The organism is Bacillus sp. NMCN1, assembly GCF_002998085.1.
Taxonomy (GTDB): domain Bacteria; phylum Bacillota; class Bacilli; order Bacillales; family Bacillaceae; genus Bacillus.
Genome location: NZ_PVQL01000001.1, coordinates 313,762 through 335,133, shown reverse-complemented (window position 1 = coordinate 335,133; position 21,372 = coordinate 313,762). Strand labels below are relative to the sequence as shown.

Annotated in this window: 20 protein-coding genes; 2 read left to right on the top strand and 18 right to left on the bottom strand. The window is 44.6% G+C overall.

Annotated elements, in window-relative coordinates; all coding sequences use genetic code 11:
• Window positions 1-38 precede the first annotated feature (38 nt).
• The 10 genes from C6W21_RS01820 to proG form a co-directional block, all read right to left on the bottom strand.
• Entirely contained in the window at window positions 39-1,007 is a 969-nt protein-coding gene (locus tag C6W21_RS01820) for an ABC transporter ATP-binding protein (RefSeq protein ID WP_106049087.1), read from the bottom strand.
• Window positions 997-1,914: a C40 family peptidase gene (locus tag C6W21_RS01815; RefSeq protein WP_106049086.1), complete on the bottom strand. Its 918-nt coding sequence runs from the start codon at window positions 1,912-1,914 to the stop codon at window positions 997-999. The genes C6W21_RS01820 and C6W21_RS01815 overlap by 11 nt, the downstream gene beginning before the upstream one ends.
• The gene (locus C6W21_RS01810; RefSeq protein ID WP_106049085.1) at window positions 1,914-2,993 is read right to left on the bottom strand and encodes a mandelate racemase/muconate lactonizing enzyme family protein; all 1,080 of its coding nucleotides are present in this window, start codon (window positions 2,991-2,993) and stop codon (window positions 1,914-1,916) included. The genes C6W21_RS01815 and C6W21_RS01810 overlap by 1 nt, the downstream gene beginning before the upstream one ends.
• Window positions 2,990-3,931, bottom strand: coding sequence for a S66 peptidase family protein (locus tag C6W21_RS01805; RefSeq protein WP_106049084.1), 942 nt, complete (start codon window positions 3,929-3,931; stop codon window positions 2,990-2,992). Before C6W21_RS01805 ends, C6W21_RS01810 begins: the two co-directional genes overlap by 4 nt.
• A gap of 119 nt (window positions 3,932-4,050) precedes the next feature.
• Entirely contained in the window at window positions 4,051-5,673 is a 1,623-nt protein-coding gene (locus tag C6W21_RS01800; RefSeq protein WP_106055889.1) for a peptide ABC transporter substrate-binding protein, read from the bottom strand.
• Window positions 5,673-6,683, bottom strand: a complete 1,011-nt coding sequence (locus C6W21_RS01795; RefSeq protein ID WP_106049082.1) for an ABC transporter ATP-binding protein — start codon at window positions 6,681-6,683, stop codon at window positions 5,673-5,675. The genes C6W21_RS01800 and C6W21_RS01795 overlap by 1 nt, the downstream gene beginning before the upstream one ends.
• A gap of 7 nt (window positions 6,684-6,690) precedes the next feature.
• Window positions 6,691-7,653 (bottom strand): ABC transporter permease, encoded by a 963-nt coding sequence (locus C6W21_RS01790; RefSeq protein ID WP_106049081.1) that lies wholly within the window; start codon window positions 7,651-7,653, stop codon window positions 6,691-6,693.
• On the bottom strand, window positions 7,650-8,585 hold the full coding sequence (locus C6W21_RS01785; protein WP_106049080.1) for an ABC transporter permease: 936 nt from the start codon (window positions 8,583-8,585) through the stop codon (window positions 7,650-7,652). Before C6W21_RS01785 ends, C6W21_RS01790 begins: the two co-directional genes overlap by 4 nt.
• Window positions 8,586-8,603: 18 nt before the next feature.
• Window positions 8,604-9,428, bottom strand: a complete 825-nt coding sequence (locus C6W21_RS01780; RefSeq protein ID WP_106049079.1) for a M55 family metallopeptidase — start codon at window positions 9,426-9,428, stop codon at window positions 8,604-8,606.
• A 189-nt stretch (window positions 9,429-9,617) separates the two neighbouring features.
• Window positions 9,618-10,442, bottom strand: a complete 825-nt coding sequence (gene proG, locus C6W21_RS01775; protein ID WP_106049078.1) for a pyrroline-5-carboxylate reductase ProG — start codon at window positions 10,440-10,442, stop codon at window positions 9,618-9,620.
• Between the two features lie 166 nt (window positions 10,443-10,608).
• Between proG and C6W21_RS01770 the strand changes: the two genes are divergently transcribed.
• Window positions 10,609-11,925, top strand: a complete 1,317-nt coding sequence (locus tag C6W21_RS01770) for a S1C family serine protease (protein WP_106049077.1) — start codon at window positions 10,609-10,611, stop codon at window positions 11,923-11,925.
• A 159-nt stretch (window positions 11,926-12,084) separates the two neighbouring features.
• On the opposite strand, the gene C6W21_RS01765 is transcribed toward C6W21_RS01770, so the two are convergent.
• Entirely contained in the window at window positions 12,085-13,041 is a 957-nt protein-coding gene (locus tag C6W21_RS01765; protein WP_106049076.1) for a ring-cleaving dioxygenase, read from the bottom strand.
• Window positions 13,042-13,359: 318 nt separating this feature from the next.
• Between C6W21_RS01765 and C6W21_RS01760 the strand changes: the two genes are divergently transcribed.
• Window positions 13,360-14,685: an APC family permease gene (locus tag C6W21_RS01760; RefSeq protein ID WP_106049075.1), complete on the top strand. Its 1,326-nt coding sequence runs from the start codon at window positions 13,360-13,362 to the stop codon at window positions 14,683-14,685.
• Window positions 14,686-14,696: 11 nt separating this feature from the next.
• On the opposite strand, the gene C6W21_RS01755 is transcribed toward C6W21_RS01760, so the two are convergent.
• From C6W21_RS01755 to C6W21_RS01725, 7 genes are all read right to left on the bottom strand, one after another.
• Window positions 14,697-15,026, bottom strand: coding sequence for a bh protein (locus C6W21_RS01755; RefSeq protein ID WP_088003241.1), 330 nt, complete (start codon window positions 15,024-15,026; stop codon window positions 14,697-14,699).
• A 63-nt stretch (window positions 15,027-15,089) separates the two neighbouring features.
• Entirely contained in the window at window positions 15,090-16,046 is a 957-nt protein-coding gene (locus tag C6W21_RS01750; RefSeq protein WP_034663059.1) for a sugar-binding transcriptional regulator, read from the bottom strand.
• 93 nt (window positions 16,047-16,139) lie between these two features.
• Window positions 16,140-16,925, bottom strand: a complete 786-nt coding sequence (locus C6W21_RS01745; RefSeq protein WP_106049074.1) for an SDR family NAD(P)-dependent oxidoreductase — start codon at window positions 16,923-16,925, stop codon at window positions 16,140-16,142.
• Entirely contained in the window at window positions 16,903-17,604 is a 702-nt protein-coding gene (locus C6W21_RS01740; RefSeq protein ID WP_223249509.1) for an SDR family NAD(P)-dependent oxidoreductase, read from the bottom strand. Before C6W21_RS01740 ends, C6W21_RS01745 begins: the two co-directional genes overlap by 23 nt.
• A 25-nt stretch (window positions 17,605-17,629) precedes the next feature.
• Entirely contained in the window at window positions 17,630-19,012 is a 1,383-nt protein-coding gene (gene lpdA, locus C6W21_RS01735) for a dihydrolipoyl dehydrogenase (protein WP_106049072.1), read from the bottom strand.
• A gap of 12 nt (window positions 19,013-19,024) precedes the next feature.
• Window positions 19,025-20,347 carry a dihydrolipoamide acetyltransferase family protein gene (locus C6W21_RS01730; RefSeq protein WP_106049071.1) on the bottom strand — a complete coding sequence of 441 codons (1,323 nt, stop codon included), beginning with the start codon at window positions 20,345-20,347 and terminating at the stop codon, window positions 19,025-19,027.
• A 17-nt stretch (window positions 20,348-20,364) separates the two neighbouring features.
• Complete coding sequence (locus tag C6W21_RS01725) at window positions 20,365-21,345, bottom strand: alpha-ketoacid dehydrogenase subunit beta (protein ID WP_106050186.1); 981 nt, start codon at window positions 21,343-21,345, stop codon at window positions 20,365-20,367.
• Between the last annotated feature and the right edge of the window lie 27 nt (window positions 21,346-21,372).

Here is a 21,372-nt window from a genome sequence, read left to right as displayed (position 1 = left end):
CAGCTTGTTCTACACGCTGGCTTTTTATCTGCCTATTTTTATTTCCGATCGTATAAATGACAGGCGACATCATGCCCTTCTTCTACTGCTTGTAATGTTGGCTTTTTTTCGGCACATACATCCATGGCTGCAGGACACCTTGTTCGAAATACACAGCCGCTTGGCGGGTTCACTGGACTTGGAATTTCTCCTTTTAAAATGAATCTTTTGCGCTTGTCCTCCACGTCAGGATCTGGAATGGGGATCGCAGACAGCAAGGCTTGTGTATATGGGTGCAGCGGTGTTTGATATAACGCATCACTGCTGGTCAATTCAACGAGATGACCTAAATACATGACACCGATTCGATCGCTGATGTATTTGACCATCGACAAGTCATGCGCAATAAAGAGAAATGTCAGCCCTTCCTCTTTTTGCAGTTTCTTCAGCAAATTCACGACCTGCGCTTGAACAGAGACATCTAGTGCAGAAATTGGCTCATCCGCCACAATAAATTTCGGCGCTAAGGCGAGTGCTCTTGCAATACCGATTCTCTGCCTCTGTCCTCCGCTGAATTCGTGGGGATAGCGAGTGGCAAAGTCATAGCTAAGTCCAACTGCTTCAAGTAGTTCTTTCACCCGGGCAATCCTTTTCTTTTGACTCCCGTAAAGGTTGTGAATCTCCATTGGCTCCAGCATAATATCTTTTACAGACAGCCGCGGATTTAAGGAGGAATATGGATCTTGAAACACCATTTGAATTTGCCGATTGAAATCAAATGATTCTTTTTTAGAAAGGTGATGAAGACTTTTCCCTTCATATAAGGCTTCCCCATCTGTCGGTTCATAAAGACGCATAAGCACTTTTCCAAGTGTGGATTTCCCGCAGCCGGACTCGCCAACGAGACCAAACGTTTCGCCTTGTTTCAGCTGAAAAGAAACACCGTCTAGCGCTTTTAACGTTCTTCCTTTCGATAGATGAAAATGTTTTTTGAGATTGTTAACTTGTAAAAGTGGTTCAACTGCCATGACCTTTCCTCCCCTCGCTTGGCAAATACCGTCTTGCACCTGCCCATTCCTTTTCATATGAAGTGCCAGAAAGGGAAAGAAGCTCAATTTCCCTGCCGGTTTTAGGCGAGTGAAGCATCATACCGTCACCTGCGTAGATCCCCACATGGCGGACAGCTCCCTTCCCGTTGTCATTTGCGAAAAACAGTAAGTCGCCTGGTTCTAAATGGCTTGATGCGACCGGTGTTCCTTGCACCGCTTGGTCACTTGCGTCTCTCGGCAAAAGATATCCGCACGCTTTGTACATGCTGTAAGCAAAGCCTGAACAATCATAACCAAAGCTGCTCATGCCCCCCCATAAATACGAAAGACCAACAAATTGCTTTCCCGTGTCTACAACATCTTTGCCGGTCATAGAGGAAATGGATGAAACTGGCTGCACATCTGCTTTGTTGATTTCTCTTGTCCCTGCTGGGGTCACCACATGAAAGCAATCATCCGTTTCTTCTACAGCTATCAGCTCTGTTAAAAAACTAATCTCCATGTCCGCTTGCCCGTTTCGATAGAGCATGGCCTTTTTCTGACAAACGATATGAGATGCAGCTGGTGCACTTCCCTCTGTAACTTGCTTTAATTGGTTAGCAGGTATATAGCCAGGATAGCCTTGTGGATGTTTCCGGCTGGCCTGCTGCGGAATGACGACTTTCATCCAGCCGTCTGTCTCTTCTAATCCAATGACTCGTTCACCGAACAGTACTTGAGACTGGATCAGATTTTCTTCACATAAAGCCAATTTTTCTTCATATGTCTGCTGGTCAATCCACTTTTTGATCTTGAAGGAGCCCTGAAGTACCTTTTGATCGATTTCTCTTGGCGACTGCGGTGCTGTCCATACGTTGGCAACTGGAACCTTTGATTCAAATATCATCATGAGACTCCTTTCACCCCTTGAATGCCTAACCCATGATGTGGCGGAAAAAATAGATCTTTTCCTTTGTACACGATTCCGCCTTCTATCTTGTCCTCTTGCAGCATAAGCGGGGCATCAAAATCGTAGCGGGTGATATTCGGCTGGCTTGCGGCGAGATGAGCAGCTGCTGTAATGCCAAGTTTTGACTCAATCATACTGCCTACCATGCACTTTACGCCGTATGCTTCTGCTAGAGCATTGATTTTTAGGGCTTCTTTTATGCCTCCTGATTTCATTAATTTTAAATTGATCAAATCACAGCTTCTCGTTTCAAGTACCTTGATGGCATCATGAAAACTGAAAATGCTTTCGTCTGCCATAATCAATGTATCTGTTGCTTCCGTCACACGGCGCAGGCCTTCGATATCTTCTTTCGGCACTGGCTGCTCTACTAGTTCGATATTCAGCGCCTCCATTTTCCGAATGGCTACGATCGCTTCCTTCCACGTCCAGCCCTGATTCGCATCGAGCCTAATCTGAATATCCGGCCCGACTTTTTCTCGAATCCGCTTAATACGCTGAATATCCGTGTCTATGTCATCTTTTCCTACTTTGATCTTTAACGTCTGAAAGCCTTCAGCTGCGTATTGGTTTGCATCTTCCGCCATCTCAAGCGGCCGGTTTACACTGACCGTATAATCGGTTTCAAGCTGTTCACGATATCCGCCAAGGTATTGATAAAGCGGAAGTCCTGCCTGCTTCGCTAAGCCATCATAAATGGCCATGTCAATGGCAGCCTTTGCACTAGTGTTGCAAGCGAGCACGCGGTCCATGCGAGAAAAAATTTGTTCATACTCTGACAAGGAGGCCCCGAGCAAAATTGGTCTGATCACTTCACAGATGGCATAGTCGATGCTTTCCAGCGTTTCACCTGTAATCACCGTTGTCGGGACTGCCTCTCCGTAGCTGACGTCATCTTGATCATATGTGATGATAACGATCAGAGATGCTGCGTCATACACCGTTCGTAAAGCGGTTTTGAAAGGCTTTTTTAGCGGTACACTCATTCTGCATGTACGAACATCGACGATTTTCATTTGATCGCCTCTTTCGCAGCGACACCTGGAGAAATGTGCAGTTTTTTTCCGGTCGCATCTAGTGCAGCCTGCGTGCCCAGTGGAATGGCAAAGTTCGGTGATGAATGACCGATCCGAAAGCCCCCAAGTGCAGGTTTTTTTTGAGTCACAATATAGGTATTCCATACTTGATTCAATGTGAGGGACTGTTCTTTCTTTTTTGGCTCACATTGATGAAAATCGCCAATGATGAATCCAGCCGCATCCTCCAATTTTCCAGCAGATGTGAGGTGCTGCATCATACGATCGATTTTATAGGGCTCTTCGTCAATATCTTCAATGAACAAAAGCTTTCCCTTCGTATCGATTTCAAAAGGTGTACCAAGTGTTGTCACGATGAGGGCAAGATTTCCTCCTACAATCTCACCTGAAGCGGTGCCCGGATAAAAAGTATGAAGGGGTGACAAATGATGTGCATACGTAAAGGCTTTCGGTGTGAACAGCTGTAAAAAGGTATCTTTCGTATACGGATGGACCTCCTCAAGTCCCACATCAGAGGAAAGCATTGGACCATGAAACGTCACAAGACCGGTCTGCTGCTGGATAGCCGTATGTAAAAACGTAATATCACTATAGCCCCAAAAGATTTTTGGATTCCGGCGAATGAGGTCATAGTCAATGGCTTCCGCAAGTCTTCCAGTCCCGTATCCTCCGCAAGCACAAATAACCGCCTTCACTTCTGGATCTTGAAACATGCGATGAAGGTCCTCCACTCTTTCATGATCATGACCTGCTAAATACCCATACCGGCGGTCGATATACTTCCCTATTTTCACCTTCAGCCCGAGGCTTTCTAAAAAGGCAATCCCTTTTGCTAATTTCAGCTCATCAGGCGGGCTTGCTGGTGCAATAATCCCCACCGTATCCCCTGTTTGAAGTGCCACTGGCAACTGGCTCATGCCATATCCCCTCTTTCTCTTTGTTTCTTTCAATCTATGGGCTTCTGCTTCATAACATGAACGAATAAAGGAACAGACGCTTTTATTTCAAAGCGTCCTTTGTTCCTCCTTTACTTCAATTACTCCCCATCTACTTGTGCCCATTTCAAATCGATATAGCCAACGGGGTGGCGGACAATCCCCTTCACGCCTTCTTTTTGTAAATGGACTTGGTTATAAAAATGAATTGGAATGATCGGTGCTTCTTCAATAAGAAGTGCTTCCGCATCATGAAGAATGCTGTTTCTCTTTTGTTCGTCTACTTCCTGGCTCGCTTTTTTGATCAGCTGATCATAGGTATCGTTTGACCATCCTGTCCGGTTCATGGCATTCCCTGTTTGGAAGCTCTCTAGGAAATTGATCGGATCTGCATAGTCTGCTAGAAATGAACTTTGCGAGAATTGGAATTTGAGCGCCTTTTGATCTTCTGCAAATACATTGGCTTCCATGTTCGCAAGCTTCACATCTACACCTATCGCTTCTTTCAGCTGCTGCTGAATGGCTTCCGCTTTTTTCTTGTTCTCAGGCTTTGTACTATATGTTAATGTGACGGGCGGAAGCTTTGAATAGTTTTCTTCCTTCAGCCCTTTTTCTAATAGCTTCGCAGCTTCACTCTTATCATTCTTCACAAGCTCACCGCCAGCTTCTCTGAAATCCTCACCCTTTGAATCTAGAATGCCTGGCGAGACAAAGGCGCGTGCTGGCTTCTCTTCATTTTTCGTCACATAATCCACGATATCTTGCGGGTTGATCGCCATTTGAAAAGCTTTGCGAATGTTCTTATTTTGAAATGGTTCCATGTTCACATTTAGACGATAAAAGAACAGTCCAGCCTGGTCTTCAATTTGTACATCTTTATTTTTCAGCAGATTTTCACTTTGCTCTGCTGGAACAAAGGCAGTATCTAAATCTCCTGATTGATACATTTGATAATCTGTGTTTCGATCACTGATCATCAGCCACTTCACCTGATCCAGCTTGACTGTTTTTTTGTCCCAATACGTCTCACTTTTTTCCATTGTGAAGCTCTCATCATGCTTCCATTCTGTCAGCTTAAACGGTCCATTTCCGACAAAGGTTTTGGCGTCCTTTGCCCAGTTTGGGTCCTTCTTAGCTACCTGTTCATTGACAGGAAAAAAGGCAGGGTTTGCGGTCATATTTAAGAACGACTTCTGCGGATAAGCCAGTGTGATCTTAAGCGTTTTGTCATTTACAGCGCTGACTTTAACGTCTTCTTTCTTGCCTTTTCCACTGTTAAATGCCTCCCCGCCTTCAATCATGTACGCTAAGAACGATGCAGAGGAGCCTGTTTTCGGATCGAGCAGCCGCTTCCACGCGTATTCAAAATCACTCGCTTTCACTGAATCACCATTTGACCACTTGATGCCCTCTCTTAAATGAAACGTGTACGTTTTTCCATCCTCTGATATCTCCCATTTTTCCGCCATTGCAGGAGATGGTTCGTGCTTTTCATTCAGTCTCGTTAACCCCTCCATTAAGTTATTAAGTCCCTGCCACGATACATTATTAAAACCAATCGGCGGATCAAACGACGTCGGTTCGTTTTCGTTATTTAAGGTTAACACTTTCTTTTCATCCTTATTGCTTGATGTTCCTTTCCCTGCTTGCTCATTGGCTGTACATCCTGCGAGCAGCATGATTGTGAACAAACATATACTGATGATCCACCCTTTTTTTCTCATCAAAAACTCCCCCTTTGTGTTGAAGATAAAACCGTTTGATTCGCGCGCTCATCTTGGAGCCAGCAATGCACTGTGTGGGTAGGTGACCGCTGCGTTTCGTGCGGCATGATATGATCACACACCTTCATAGCGGCCGGACAGCGATCTGTATACGGACAGCCCTTTGGCGGAGCAAATAAATCAGGCGGGCTTCCTTCAATTGGAATGAGTTCATCTTTCATATCAAGTCTTGGAACGGATTGCAGAAGTCCTTTTGTATAAGGATGCTGCGGACTGTAAAAAATATCTCGCCTCGTTCCGACCTCCACCATTTTTCCTCCGTACATGACCGCCACTCGGTCTGCGACTTGGGCGACGACCCCTAAATCATGTGTGATTAAAATAATGGTGACACCTGTTTTTCTCTGAATCTCTTTAAATAGCTCTAATATTTGTGCCTGTATGGTCACATCCAGCGCGGTCGTCGGTTCATCTGCAATCAGCACTTTGGGCTCGCAAATCAGTGCCATGGCAATCATGAGCCGCTGCCTCATTCCCCCGCTGAACTGGTGAGGGTATTGCTTTAACCTTTCCTTCGGCTGCGGAATGCCGACCAAATCAAGCATCCGAATGGCGGCTTCTTTCACTTCTTTTTTCGTCAGCTTTTGATGCTCCTTTGCCGCCTCCATGAGCTGGTCCCCTATTGTCAAGGTTGGGTTCAGTGCGGTCATTGGATCTTGGAAGATCATCGAGATATCGACACCTCGTATGGCGCGCATTTCTTTTTCAGATAATGACAGCAAATTGCGGTCTTCAAACCAGATCTCTCCCTGATTGACATGAGCGCTGTAAGCTGGCAGCAGCCTCATAATGCTTTGTGAAGTCACACTTTTCCCGCAGCCTGATTCTCCCACAATGGCAAGGGTTTCTTTTTCATATACATCCACATTCACTCCGCGTACCGCTCGAACTGAACCGCCGTATGTCCGAAAGCTGACGTGCAGATCGATGATTTGTAGAACTTTTTTCAAAGCGCCATCACCTCTTCATCTTCGGATCAAGCGCATCTTGCAAGCCATCACCTAAATTGTTAAAGCAAAACATCGTGAGTGAAATAAAAAACGCAGGGAAAAATAAGCGCCACCAATGTCCGTTATCTGACAGCACTGTCGGCAGCGCATCACTCGCCATTACGCCCCAGCTTGCAAACGGTGCTTGAATGCCTAAACCAAGAAAGCTTAAGAACGCTTCAGCAAATATCGCGGTCGGCACAGTCAAGGTCATCTGAACGATAATCGGCCCCATCGTATTCGGCAGCAGGTTGCGGCGAATGATACGCAGGCTCTTTGCACCAAAGGTTTTTGAGGCAAGGACATATTCCTGGCTTTTCAGCTGAAGAACTTGACCTCTCACGATTCTTGCCATTCCAATCCATCCGGTGACAGTGAGCGCTACAATAATGGTGACAAGCCCTGGCCCCATCAGGACCATCAATAAAATGACAACAAGTAAATAAGGAAGACCGTAGAGCACCTCGACGATTCGCATCATGACATGGTCATATCTCCCGCCCTTATAACCAGCAATGCCTCCATAAATCACGCCGATGGCAAAATCAATAAGGGCTGCCATGACGCCTACAAATAACGAAATACGCGCCCCGTACCATGTACGCGTGAACACATCTCGTCCAAGCTCATCCGTTCCGAACCAGTGAGCAGCGGATGGCGGCAGATTTTGCATCGAAAGACGCTGCTCTGTCACACTATTTGGCGCAAGCAATGGACCTAATAGCGCCATGATAAAAAGAAAAATCAGTACCGATAGACTAAACATCGCAAGCTTATTTTGCTTCAGCCTTCTCCACGTGTCTGCCCAATACGAAAGAGAGGGTCTTTTAATGGCATGGGCCTCCGTTTTCTTTTGCTCTCTCGGAGAAAACCATTCATCCGGCACTTCATGATGCGGATTTGGTTGATCCTGCTGCAAATGTATACTCATGCCTTTCCTCCTTTCTGATGCAACTGAATCCTTGGATCAAGCAAGCGATACGCCACATCGACAATGAAAAGAAGTGTGATTAAAATAATGCTGTAAAAAACAGTGGTCCCCATGATGACAGGATAATCACGGTTGTTAATACTCTCGACAAAGTATTTTCCCATTCCAGGAATCGCAAATATTTTTTCAATGACAAAACTTCCTGTTAAAATGCTTGCGACAAGTGTCCCAAGAATGGTCACAACGGGCAAAAGCGCATTTCGAAGCGCATGTTTAAATACAATTTTAAAGGGAGAAAGTCCTTTTGCCTTGGCAGTGCGGATATAGTCCTGAGACAGCACTTCAATCATGCTCGATCTTGTTAACCGGGCAATAATGGCCATTGGACCGACAGCAAGAGCGATGGTTGGCAGCACCATGTGCATCGGACTTGTCCACATCGCTGTAGGAAAGAGTTTCAAATTCACAGCAAGCTGCTGAATTAATAAGGTAGCAAAGATAAAGTTTGGAATGGATATACCGAAAACAGCAATGGTCATGGCGATATAATCAATCAAGCCATTATGCCGGAGGGCAGCCATGACCCCAAGCAGGATGCCGGAGATGACAGCAATCAATATTGAGATAAGACCAAGTTCTAATGAGACTGGGAAGCCTCTCGCCAATAAATCATTGACACTTTCTGCAGGCTTTTTAATGGAAGGACCAAAATCAAAGGTAACGATGGATTTTAAATAGATGACATATTGAACATAGAGTGGTTCGTCTAAGTGATAGTAGCTTTCGAGGTTTCGCTGGACGGTTTCGTTTGTATTTCGTTCTTCATTGAAGGGCGACCCTGGGATGACCTTCATTAAAATAAACGTTAAAGTCGTAATCGTTAAGATCGTGGCAATCATCGCAATAAAACGCTTGAGCAAAAAGCTGGCCATCTGCTGTCTCCCCCTCGTTTAACAAAATGTTGTACGTGCGGCAAGCTCTGTCATGACAAGCATCGCTTGGTAGGCTTCTAATATATTTTCTGCTTGATACGTCACCGTTGTTGTCCCTTCTATGATGGCAGTACCCAGCATTAAATTCGCCCATTCAGCTTGTCCATAATTGGCAAACTCGATCTTCAGCAGCGGCTGATCAGGAGGCGTCAGCGGCTTGATGTGATGAATCTGTTTCATTGCGGCTTCCACTTGCTGCGAGATTTGTTGATTGACTTTGGCAGGAGTGAAGCATTTCACAGCAGATCTTGATATAGTCTCTTTCACTGCTACTGTTTTCACACCAGGCATCAGCTTTTCTGCTTCAAGTGCTGCTTGATCATCTCCGCAAACAAGAATCACCGGCACACCATAGTAGCCTGCAACATACGCATTAAAGCCCATTTCACCAATTGGATGATCATTTATGTAAAAATGTCTGACACCAAAAATCATACTGTGAGACATCACACCTTTCATAGATGCCCTCGCATGATAGCCTAAAAAAACAGCAGCGTCATAGGTTTGATCTAATCCTTGAACCATTGAATAAGGCTTGACGTCACCAGATATAAGAGCAGCCTCTTCATGCAAATCTTCGATCAACAGATTATTCATTTTAGAATGACTGTCATTGACCAAAATATCGGTTGCGCCATGCTGAAGAAGTGCCTCTACACAGGCATTTACTTCACCCGTCATCATCTTTCTGCCCCGTTCATAATTGTGCTGACGGGCATCGACAAATGTATGATCAGCTAGACCAGTAATCCCCTCCATATCGACAGATACATAGAGCTTCATCCCCATCCCCCTTTAATTATACTTAAAATTTGTGTATATTTTTCTAAATTTTCTAAAAAATTATATGATTACTTGATTGATTTTTCAATACAATGTCTGAAAATAAGGAAATTAGACTCAGATAATACAGGTCAAAAGACTGTCTAACAAAGGATTTTTTTAACAAATAAAACACCACTAACTATGTCTTTAGTGGTGTTTATCAGCTTCGTTAATCTGTGATTTCAGCTGTTCATATTTCTTCATGGTTTGTGTAAATAGATCATCAAACATCTGAGGTGCCTGCTTTTGAATGACCTCGGCGCCTTCTCCTGTAATGCCCCCTTTTGTCGCCACTCTATCGACGGTTTCAGCAAAGGTGAGGCCTCGTTCTACAAGGACTTGACCTGTGCCTAAAAGGGCATAGGTTAAAAATTCATACGCTTCCTCTAAGGAAAGCTCACTATTTCTCACAGCAGCTCTCGCCATTTCTTCAAAAATAGCAGCGATAAAACCAGGAGAGGAGCTCGTCAAGTTACTCGCCGCATCAAACCGGTCTTCCTCTACTTCACGGACGATGCTAAAAGCTGAAAGGAGACGGTGCAAATGCTCCTTTTCTTCCTGTCCTGCGGTTTCACCATGCGCAACGAGAGATACGCCCGTTCCAACAGCTGACGTAAGTGTTGGGATGTATCTGGATACTGGTTGAGTCGTATGCTTTGATAACTTGTCTAACGTCACAGCCGCTGCTACTGACACAATATGTACCGATTTGGCTGCTGAAGGCAGTTGATCCAGCACATCAAGTACAGCAAGCGGCGGCACGCAGACAAAGAGTACATCACATGACGCAGAAAGTTCGTCTAATGAGCATATGTTTATTTCTTGATGCTTTTCTTTGAGCTGATGCAGGCGGTCCGTTTCACTTCTTGTATGGATCATGATTTGATGGGCTTTGAGTATCCCCTTTTCCAGCCATTTTTGCACCATCATATCAGCCATGCTTCCATATCCAATCATTCCAATTGTCTCCACAGTTTAATCTCCTCTATTTTGCTTAGATCACTACTTATTTTAACAATTTCCCACAATGTTTTCATTTTTATCCCACACTTTTTTCTTACGATCAAGTCAGTATCCACCACATAAGGTAAACCCCCTTGAACTACACATGAAAAATTGAAGAAAGAGAGTGATTCGAATGACACATCACAAAAATGAAAAACACCCTTCTCATGAACTTCAAACAATGGAACAGCCACAAAAACAAAAGAAGAAGCCTAGCGACTGGTTTAAGCCATTTGTCAGCGGTGTTGTAGGCGGTACGCTGGCGTTAGGTGTGTACGTCCTTTCGCCATATGCCCAGCACGCATCAGACAACACAGCACATAATTCGGCAGCGAAAACAGAAGCGGTATCTACAAATGATACAAGTGCCAATTCGTCAAAAACAACCGCCGTCCAAACATCACATTCATCGAACAGCATCTCCAGCATGGTCGAAAATGTATCACCAGCCATTGTCGGCATTACAAACTACCAAGCGCAAAGTCAAACAGACACGAGCTTCGGCGATTTCAATACGCCTTTTGATGAATCACAGCAAAACAAAAGCAGTCAAGAGGAAAAAACAGGTACAGGCTCAGGGGTGATTTTCAAAAAATCCGGCAGTAAAGCCTATGTTTTAACAAACAACCACGTCATTGAAGGGGCAAATAAATTAACAGTATCCTTGCACGATGGCAAAACCGTTGAAGGTAAACTGGTTGGAGCTGACCCGCTGACTGACCTAGCGGTTGTAGAAATTAGCAGCAGTCATGTGACGAAGGTTGCGGCATTAGGCGATTCCTCCTCGCTGCGTGCTGGGGAAACCGTCATCGCGATCGGAAACCCGCTTGGTGAAGATCTATCAAGAACGGTGACCCAAGGAATTGTCAGCGGTGTCGACCGAACAGTCTCTATGAATACATCAGCAGGCGAAAGCAGCATTAATGTCATTCAAACAGATGCAGCTATTAACCCAGGTAACAGCGGCGGCCCGCTTCTTACGACAGATGGAAAGGTTGTGGGGATCACGAGTATGAAAATTTCTGAAACAGGTGTTGAAGGCATTGGATTCGCGCTTCCAATCAATGATGTCAAACCAATCGCCGATCAGCTTCTCGCAAAAGGAAAGATGGAGCGTCCATATATCGGCATCAGCATGCTGGATCTCGAACAAGTCCCGGATGTGTACCAGAAAGAAACACTCGGTCTCAAAAGCAGTCAGCTCGATAAAGGCGTATACGTCAAAGAAATCGCCGCAGGCTCACCTGCCGCCAAAGCTGGCTTTAAGTCAGAGGATGTCATTACCGCCATCAATGGGAAACAAATCAACACCGGAAGTGAATTACGTCATGAGCTATACACAAATACAAAAGTAGGAGACACCGTGAGCATCACGCTCATTCGAAACGGAAAAGAAGAAACGAAGAAGGTTACATTAACACAATCTGAATCTAAGCAGGTAAGTTCCTAACGCATAATGTGCAGGCAAACCCTCGCATTCGTTGTCAGTCCTGCATGCCGGTGCTCACGAATGTCAAATTCGCTCCGCTCTGGTACTCGATCTTCCTAGACTTCAAAGGTTTTCAATCACGCTGAAAAACAGACAAAAGCAGCTCAGTGAGCTGCTTTTTTATGATGACTGAATTGGCGTTAATCTTTGTTCTATTTCTGCTCGTTTGTGCTCTAGAAATGGCGGAAGGGCTAATTGATCACCAAGCTCATCCACCCCTTCATCGACTGTAAACCCAGGGCCGTCTGTTGAAATTTCAAATAAAATACCATTCGGCTCTCTAAAGTAAAGGGCTTTAAAGTAGAAACGTTCCACAACACCCGAGTTCGTGAAGCCTGCTTTTGATATTTTGTCGTACCATTTTTCCAGCTCCTCTGCATCTTCCACGCGAAAGGCTACGTGATGCACACTTCCTCTGCCGGAACGCTCAGAAGGTCCCTCTGATTTTTCAATCACATGAATTTCCGTTCCAGCACCGCCATTTCCTGACTCAAAAATGGTCACGATCTCACCATCATTTGATTGTTCACGCGCTCTTTCAGTGAAGCCAAGAATGTCCGTTAAAACACGAATCGTTTTGTCTGCTTCTGCAACGGTTAATTCAACTGGACCCAAGCCTTTAATGGCAAACTCTGCTGGAATATCGTCATGCACTGGCGGTGAGCCTGCTTCTTGTGCGTTCGGTTCTACTGTTAAAAATAGCTGCTGCCCTTCTGGATCTTGAAAACGCAAGGCAGGTCTGCCTCCTCTCAAGGAAGCCGTTTCTTGCTGCACATCTGTCTCTTCAAACCGCTTTTCCCAAAATGAAAGTGCTTCTTCAGAAGAAACGAGAAGGCCTGTGCTTGTGATGGCATTTGTTCCTTTCAATCGACGGGCAAGCATTGGAATTTCAAAGAAGGTGAGCTCCGTTCCCGGTGAAGCAACCTCATCTCCATAAAACAAATGATACATAGATGGGTCATCCTGATTGACAGTTTTCTTTACAAGTTTTAAGCCAAGAATCTGGCGGTAGAAATCAACATTTTTTTGAGCATTGGCTGTTAATGCAGATACGTGGTGAATCCCATTGATTTTCATTACGTTCACTCCTATTTCAAAATATCTTGAATTCAAGATAATATCCTTATGAATAAAATATGTCATTTTTCAAGAAAAGTCAACCATTTGGCTAGATGTTCGGTTTCTGACGATAAAATTAACATTAAATCGAAAATAATCTTTTATTGTTCGTTTTTAAGACAACATTCATCCTGATATCTCCAATAAACGAACACTTTTAAATACAATTACGAAAATCAGAAAATTTTTTTAATTCTTGTTTTCCTAAAATCGTATTACAATGAACAAAATACATGTCACAGTAACGTACGAAAGTGATGCAGGAGGTCGCGAGTAATGAACAAGGAACAACCAGCGTTAAAACAGGACATCGGCTTATTTTTTGCCCTATCTCTTGTCATCGGGACTATTATCGGGTCTGGCGTCTTTATGAAGCCAGGCAACGTCCTTTCCTATTCAGGAAGCTCAGATATCGCATTATTCGCTTGGCTGCTAGGTGGAATTTTAACCCTTGCAGGCGGACTCACTGTTGCTGAAATTGGTACACAAATCCCTCGGACTGGCGGATTGTATGCCTACCTTGAAGAAGTGTACGGTGAATTTTGGGGCTACTTATGCGGCTGGGTGCAGATTATCATTTACGGACCTGCCATCATTGGTGCGCTCGGTCTTTATTTTGGTTCATTGTTAGCCAACTTATTTTCTCTTTCTTCCTTATGGTCGACAACAATTGGCATTATCACTGTTTTATTTTTATGTTTGATTAACATCATGGGAACAAAATACGGCGGTTTTGTACAAGGGCTGACCACCATCGGAAAGCTTGTCCCGATTGCCGCTATTATTGTGTTTGGCTTATGGAAAGGAAACGAAAATATCTTTACGGCTGTCAACGAGAGTATCGCTCAAATGAATTTCGGTGCAGCGATTTTGGCTACGTTGTTTGCCTATGATGGATGGATATTGCTTGCAGCACTTGGCGGTGAAATGAAAAACCCAGAGAAGCTGCTTCCTCGTGCGATGGCAGGCGGGATTTTAATCGTCACGGCTTGTTACCTCTTTATTAATGTCGCTCTTTTGCACGTGTTACCAGCAGATCAAATCGTCCAGCTAGGTGAAAATGCGACCAGTACTGCTGCAACACTGCTCTTTGGACCAATCGGCGGTAAGCTCATTAGTATTGGAATCATCATTAGTATCTTTGGCTGTTTGAATGGAAAGGTTCTTTCGTTCCCACGCGTGATTTTCGCGATGGCAGAACGAAAGCAAATTCCTTTCGCAAACGCTATTTCACGTATTCACCCTACCTTCAAAACACCTTGGATTGCTGTATTTGTGCAAATTTTGATCGCCATTGTGTTTATGATCGTCAGTAATCCAGAAAAGCTGTCAGAGGTTTCAATTTTCATGATTTATATTTTTTATGTCATGGCCTTTTTCGCAGTTTTTAAGCTGAGAAAACAAAACAGCGGAATGAAGCGTGCTTATAGCGTACCACTTTACCCGCTCACACCGATCGTTGCGATTATCGGTTCTTTATTCGTCTTAATCAGCACCATGATCACCGACTGGAAAAGCTGTTTGATTTCCATGCTGATCGGGGTTGCTGGACTGCCTATTTATTATTATATGAAAAAAGCACAAAATAAAGCAGAGCGCTAAACAGCGCTCTGCTATTTTTTATATTGCTTGATCACTTTGTATGATTCGTTTAAATATCTCATGAGCCGGTATGGCTTACTAAGCACGCGGATTGGGAGTCTTGAGATAAATCCATTCAAATTCGCCTTATATTCCTGCGTCACCCGCTTCGGCTTTGTCGCAATTTTTTCATATACTTCTTTGTAAAATTCCTTCATGATGTCGACTTGCACACTGATCTTCTGATGACACTCTGTACACTCAACGCTTTTCATCTGATCATTCACATAAACGATGCTGTGGAGGGTCTCTTCTTGGCACCGAGTACAATGTAGGTTTGCTTCCATTTCGGTTTTCTTCAAGATACACAGCTCCTTTCTCGTTTGATGTTGCTCTTTTTATACAATTCGATTGCTATCAGCCGTTTATTGGACGGAAGCTTCCTTTAAAATGGCTGCCGCCGTTAGTTCGTCTGTCACCAGTACTTGAATGAAGCCGCCATTTAAAGCCCCTAAAATACTTTCAGCTTTATGGGTTCCTTCTACAACAGCGATGACCGTTTTGACGCTCTTTAACTGCTCCAGTGATAAACCAATGACCTTTTGGTTCAGTTCATCTTGGACAGGTTTACCTTGACCGTCAAAGAAACGAAAACCAATATCACCAACAGCCCCTGATTGCCTTAAACCAGATAAATCCTCTTCTTTTAAGTAACCAACTGTTTTTAAAGTTGAACCTTTATGCGGGTTGCCAATACCGATGAGGGCAATATCTACATTTCTACCTTCTTCAAGCACAGCTTCTATATCCTGCATTGCCATAAGCCGCTCTTTTAATTCTTCTGTTTCTAAAATCGCTGGGGCATATAAATAGGAACACGTGCCATTCATTTTCTTTGCCAGCTCATATGCCAGCTGATTGGCATGAATATCGACTGCCTGCCTGCCCATTCCACCCTCTAAAGGAATGACCTTCACATCGTTTCTTCGCTCAAACGGGTATTCCTTTACAAGCTCAGCCAGTGTGGTTCCCCATGAAATGCCGATTTTCTCCGCATCTTTCATGTTTTTAGATAGATAATAGGCGCCTGCTTGACCAACTGCCCGTTTCACCATCTCAGACATTGTCCCAACACTTGGGACAACGACAGCATCTGTTAATTGAAAGGTGGTTTCTAGCTGCTTTTCCAGCTCCACAGTATGAATACTTTCGTCCTTAATGTACACCTCAACGATTCCCACATCTTTTGCTTTTTGTAAGAGCTTTGAAATGACTGGTCTTGAGACATTGAGCTTTTTTGCAATTTCCTGCTGCGTCCACCCGTCTGTATAATAAAGATGAGCAACTTTGACGAGCTGTCGCCTTTCTTCCCAATTCAGCATGTGACATCATCCTTTTAATATACTATGATTCCCAGTATACCAAACATTCGTTTCTAATTGGAACAATTGTTATGAAAATGACAAAAAGAGCGATTACCTCTCCGCTCTTTTTCCCTCCGTATATTTCGGCTGATACGTTCTCCCGCCGTCTAACAGGATAATTTGTCCGTGCAAATAGCTTCCCTCGTCACTTGTGAGAAATAAAGTGAGTTCTGCGATATCCTCAGGTCTTCCTAATCTCCCAACAGGAATAAGCGATTGCAGTTGCTTTTTCTCCTCCTTAGTAGGATAGAGCGTATCAAGCATTTGAGATTCAATCACGCGGGGTGCAATCACATTGATACGCACATGGTGTGCCCCTAATTCCTTTACGAGCGAACGCATCAGGCCAAAAGCACCTGCTTTTGAGGCGTAATACTGAATACCGCCGCCTGAGCCAGTTATAGCAGATCCTGATCCAATCATGACAATGCTTCCTTCTTGCCGCTCACATATATAAGGTGCTGACGCTTTGATGCAATAGTAAAGACCATACAAGTTCACAGCCAGTGTCTTTTTCCAAAGTGAAAAATCGACTTCTAAAAAAGGAAGTGATTTTGTCATCCCTGCTGAATACACAAGATGAGCAATGCCGCCAAGCTCCCTTTCAGCTGCTGAGATCATCTGCTGAACACTTTCCCACGATGAAACGTCAGCTTGAAATGTCAGCAGCTGAGAATGCTGTTTTTTTAAAAGCGAAAGTCCTTGTTCATCTATATCAGACACAGCGACTCTGTGCCCTTCTTTTAAAAAACGCTCGGCAATTTCCTTTCCAATCCCTTGGGCACCGCCAACGATGAGAACTGGTTTTTGATCATTAGCCAGCACTCTCACCCCCATCAAGCATAATCGCTGCACCATCTGTAAAAGCGCCATATGATGTACTTAAAAAGACCGTCATATGGGCCACAGTCTCCTTGATTTGCTCTGTGTCAGGAACCAAATGAAGAGGAGGCGGCAATAGGGCGAGCACCCGGATGCCTTTGTCTTTAAATTCTCGCGCCAGCCCTTTTGTCATAGCATTCAGCATAGAATTGGATGTAGCATGTGAGATCCCGCCATCACCTGTAATACTGCCTGATGACGATATATTAATAATGCAGCCTTGCTTCTGGTCCACCATGTGCCATACGGCGGCTTGACTGGAAAGAAAGACAGTATTCACAGCTGTTTCCACTTCGTCCACCCACTCATCAGGGTGAGCGGCATCCAGCTCCGCTTCCGCTCCTTGCGCTGCTTGATTGACCAAAATATCCAGTTTACCGCATGTATCGATCACTTGCCTCAACATACGGGTGGCATCAGTCGGCGTTTCTAGCGGGTTCATGATGATACTCGCCTGACCGCCCATTTTTTGAATGTCTTCATAAATGGATTTAGCCTTTGATTCATCATAAAATGTGTGTAAAAAAACATGTGCACCTGCCCGGGCTAAAGCCAGGCAGATGGCTTCTCCAAACCCATCTGTGCTACCTGTCACAAGTGCCGCTTTCTGATGAAGCTGGACGTGCACATGCATCTCCTCCCTATCCCTTGTTTGGCATTTATTTCCTCAGCTTGCTCACGATATCAAGAGCTGCTTCATAAAAGCCTTCTGAGATGGTCGGATGCGGGTGAATCATTTTCGCCATCTCTTCTGCTGTTCCTTCTAAATACATAAAGGAGGAAGCTTCTGAAATCATCTCTGTGACATGCGGACCAACCATCGTTGCGCCGATCACTTCACCATATGCTGTATCGTACACCAATTTAATAAAGCCTGATTGAACACCTGCCGCTAGCGCTTTACCGCTTGCCGCTAAATCAAATCGTTCTGTTTGTACATGAAGCCCTTTAGCTTTTGCCTCTTTCTCCGTAAGACCGACACTTGCCACCTCTGGTAATGTATAAATACATCTAGGCATGATATCAGCATTCATTTTTTCAGACACGCCGCAAATATTGCTGACCGCAACAGCAGCCTCTGCCATCGCCGCATGAGCCAGCTGATAGCCGCCGGCAACATCCCCAACTGCATATACACCCTCAGCACTTGTCTGCATCTGATCATTCACCTTGATAAACGGACCATTCAGCTGAAGATCAAGCTGGCTAACAGCTGATACATTCGGTCTTCTTCCAACGCAGACAAGCAGTCTTTCCGCCGTAAAGATGTGTGTCTCCCCTTTATCATCTATTGCATGAACCGCTTTGACTCCTTCGCTTTCCGTCACCTCTGTCACAGAGGTTTTCTTTGCGATATGGATGCCTTTTTTCTTCAATTCTCTTTCTAGCAGCTTAGATGCTTCTTCATCCTCTTGCGGAATAATGGACGGAGCCGCTTCAATAATGGTGACTTTTGATTTAAGACTCTGGAAAATACAAGCCAGCTCAAGCCCAATGACACCTCCGCCAATGATGACGACAGAAGCTGGGATATCTGGGATGTCAAAGATCGTATCACTTGTATCAAATTGAATGTCTCCAAGCCCAGGTATTGGCGGAATGGCTGGTGTAGATCCGGTGGCAATGATCAGTTCTTTCGTTTCAATCGATTCTGATCCATCTTTTTTTTCAATCTCAATCCGATGCTTTGTCACAGCTGTGCCTCTGCCGTTATACACATCAATCTTTCCTTGTTTTAATAAAAAGGCGATTCCGCCTCTGAGCTTTTCAATGACGTCATCTTTGCGCTTTCTCATTTTATCGAAGGAAAGGATCATGTCACCTGTTTCGATTCCCCAGCTTTTCGCCTTTTCAATGGATTCAATCACTTCTGCATGTTTCAGCAGGGTCTTTGAAGGGATACAGCCTCGATTTAAACAAGTACCGCCTAGAAAATCCTCTTCAATCAAAGCGACCTTCCGTCCGCGCTCAGCTGCTTGAAGGGCGGCAGTATACCCGCCAGGCCCTCCGCCAATGACTGTCAGATCATACGTTTTCGTCATCCGATTCATCTCCTACATTAGCAATTCAAATGGTTGTTCAAGCACTTTTTTAAGGTCTGTTAAAAAGGCAGCTGCTGGTGCGCCATCTACCACTCGGTGATCAAACGATAAACTGACACCCATCATTGGCCGCACCTGAATTTCTCCATCTACTGCAACAGGTTTATCTTGAATCCGTCCTACACCTAAAATCGCCACTTCTGGCTGATTAATAATCGGGGTAAAGGCATCAATGGCATACATGCCTAAGTTACTAATCGTAAAAGTGGACCCTTTCAGCTGGTCTGGCAGCAGTTTTTGATCGCGTGCGTTTCGGCCAATTTCTTTCGCTTCTTTTGTCAGTTGTTTTAATCCTTTTTGATTCGCATGAGAAATGACTGGTACCATCAAACCTTCTTTCACCGCAACAGCGAGACCAATGTGCACATCTTCATGGAAATGGAGCTCATTTTGTTCAAATGTCATATTGATTTGCGGATGGCGCGTGAGTACATGGCTGACCGCATGAATGATGATCTCTGTGAACGACAATCGGTAGCCTGTCTCTTTTTCAATCGCTGGCAGTAGCTGCTGACGCACTTCTTTTGCTTTCGTCATATCAATTTCACTTGTTAATGTGACGTGCGGTGCTGTAAAGGCACTTTGTGACATGCGATCAGCAATCACTTTTCTCATGCCAGCTAATTTTTGTGTTTTCACAGGCGAAGCCTCTTTTGTTTGCGTTGCTGCTTGTACGTCACTCTTCATGATCTTACCGTGAGCGCCAGATCCAGAAACTGCTGCTAAATCGATTCCTTCACGAGCAGCGACTTTTTCTGCAAGCGGTGAGACGCGCTGGTCTTTCTCGCTAGAATGAACGACTGCCTCGACATCCCGCTTTTGGACTCTGCCTTTTGGCCCTGTGCCAGATACCTCTTGAATCGCCACATGATGATCCTTTGCCGTTTTTCTCGCTGCGGGCGTGGCACGTACTTTTTCATCAGATGTTTTTGGGGCTTCAGTAGAACTGGATGAAGACGAGTCTGGTGAAGACGATTCGCCGCTTTCTGAGGAATCTTCATCAGCCTGTGCTGGCGGCTCGCTTGGCACCTGTTCATTTGCCTCTCCGATATATCCAATAACAGCATTGACTGGAATTTGATCATCAGCTTCGTAGTATTTCTTTAGAAAAATGCCATCATCATAGGCTTCCACCTCGATGTTGATCTTGTCTGTCATAATTTCAAAAAGAGGCTCACCGACTTCAACCGAATCTCCTTCTTCTTTCAACCATTGAAGCAAGGTTCCGATCTCCATCGTACTGCTTAGCTTCGGCATAAATATCTCTTTTGGCATGATCTTCTCCCCTTTATTTAAGAGCGTACAAGCTCTTTTACTGCTTCAATAATATCTGGCACTTGTGGAATGACCGCTTTTTCAAGCGTTGGGTTATAAGGTATTGGTACCGCAAGTCCGCCAAGACGTTTAATAGGAGCATCTAAGTAGTCAAACGCTTCACTTTCCGCTATCATACTTGCAATCTCTCCGCCATAGCCGCCTCGTTTGACCGCCTCATGAACCACGATACATTTACCTGTTTTCTTCACAGATTCGATAATGGTTTCTTCATCTAATGGGACGAGTGTTCTTGGATCAATGATTTCAACATCGATTCCCTCTGCTTCTAGTTCCTTCGCCGCTTCTAATGCTTTGTGTACCATAATCGCTGTTGCTACAATTGTGACGTCTTTCCCGCTTCTTTTCACATCAGCTTTCCCTAAAGGAATCGAATAAGGCTCTTCAGGCACTTCGCCGATTGTTTTATATAAAAGCTTGTGCTCGTAGAAAATGACAGGGTTGTCATCATCCATTGCTGCTTTTAAAAGTCCTTTGGCATCATAAGCTGTTGAAGGCTGAACCACCTTTAGTCCCGGAATATGAGCCATCCACGCTTCTAAGCTTTGTGAATGCTGCGCTGCGGCACCCGTTCCTGATCCTGCTGGTGTTCTCACAACGAGTGGTACTTTTCCTTTTCCGCCAAACATGTATCGTGTTTTGGCTGCTTGGTTTACAAGCTGATCCATTGCGATTGTAATAAAGTCAGAGAATTGAAGCTCTAAAATCGGACGCATACCTGTCAAAGCCGCTCCGACTGCACCTCCTGCGATGGCAGCCTCAGAGATTGGTGTATTGCGTACGCGCTCTGGACCGAACTCTTCAATCATGCCGCGCGTGACCCCAAAAGCACCACCATATACGCCGATATCCTCACCTAAAATGAATACATCTTGGTTCTCTCTCATTTCCTGACTCATAGCCTCTCGAACGGCTTCTAAATATGAAATCTCTCTCACTGTTGTTTTTGTCACGTGATTCCCCTC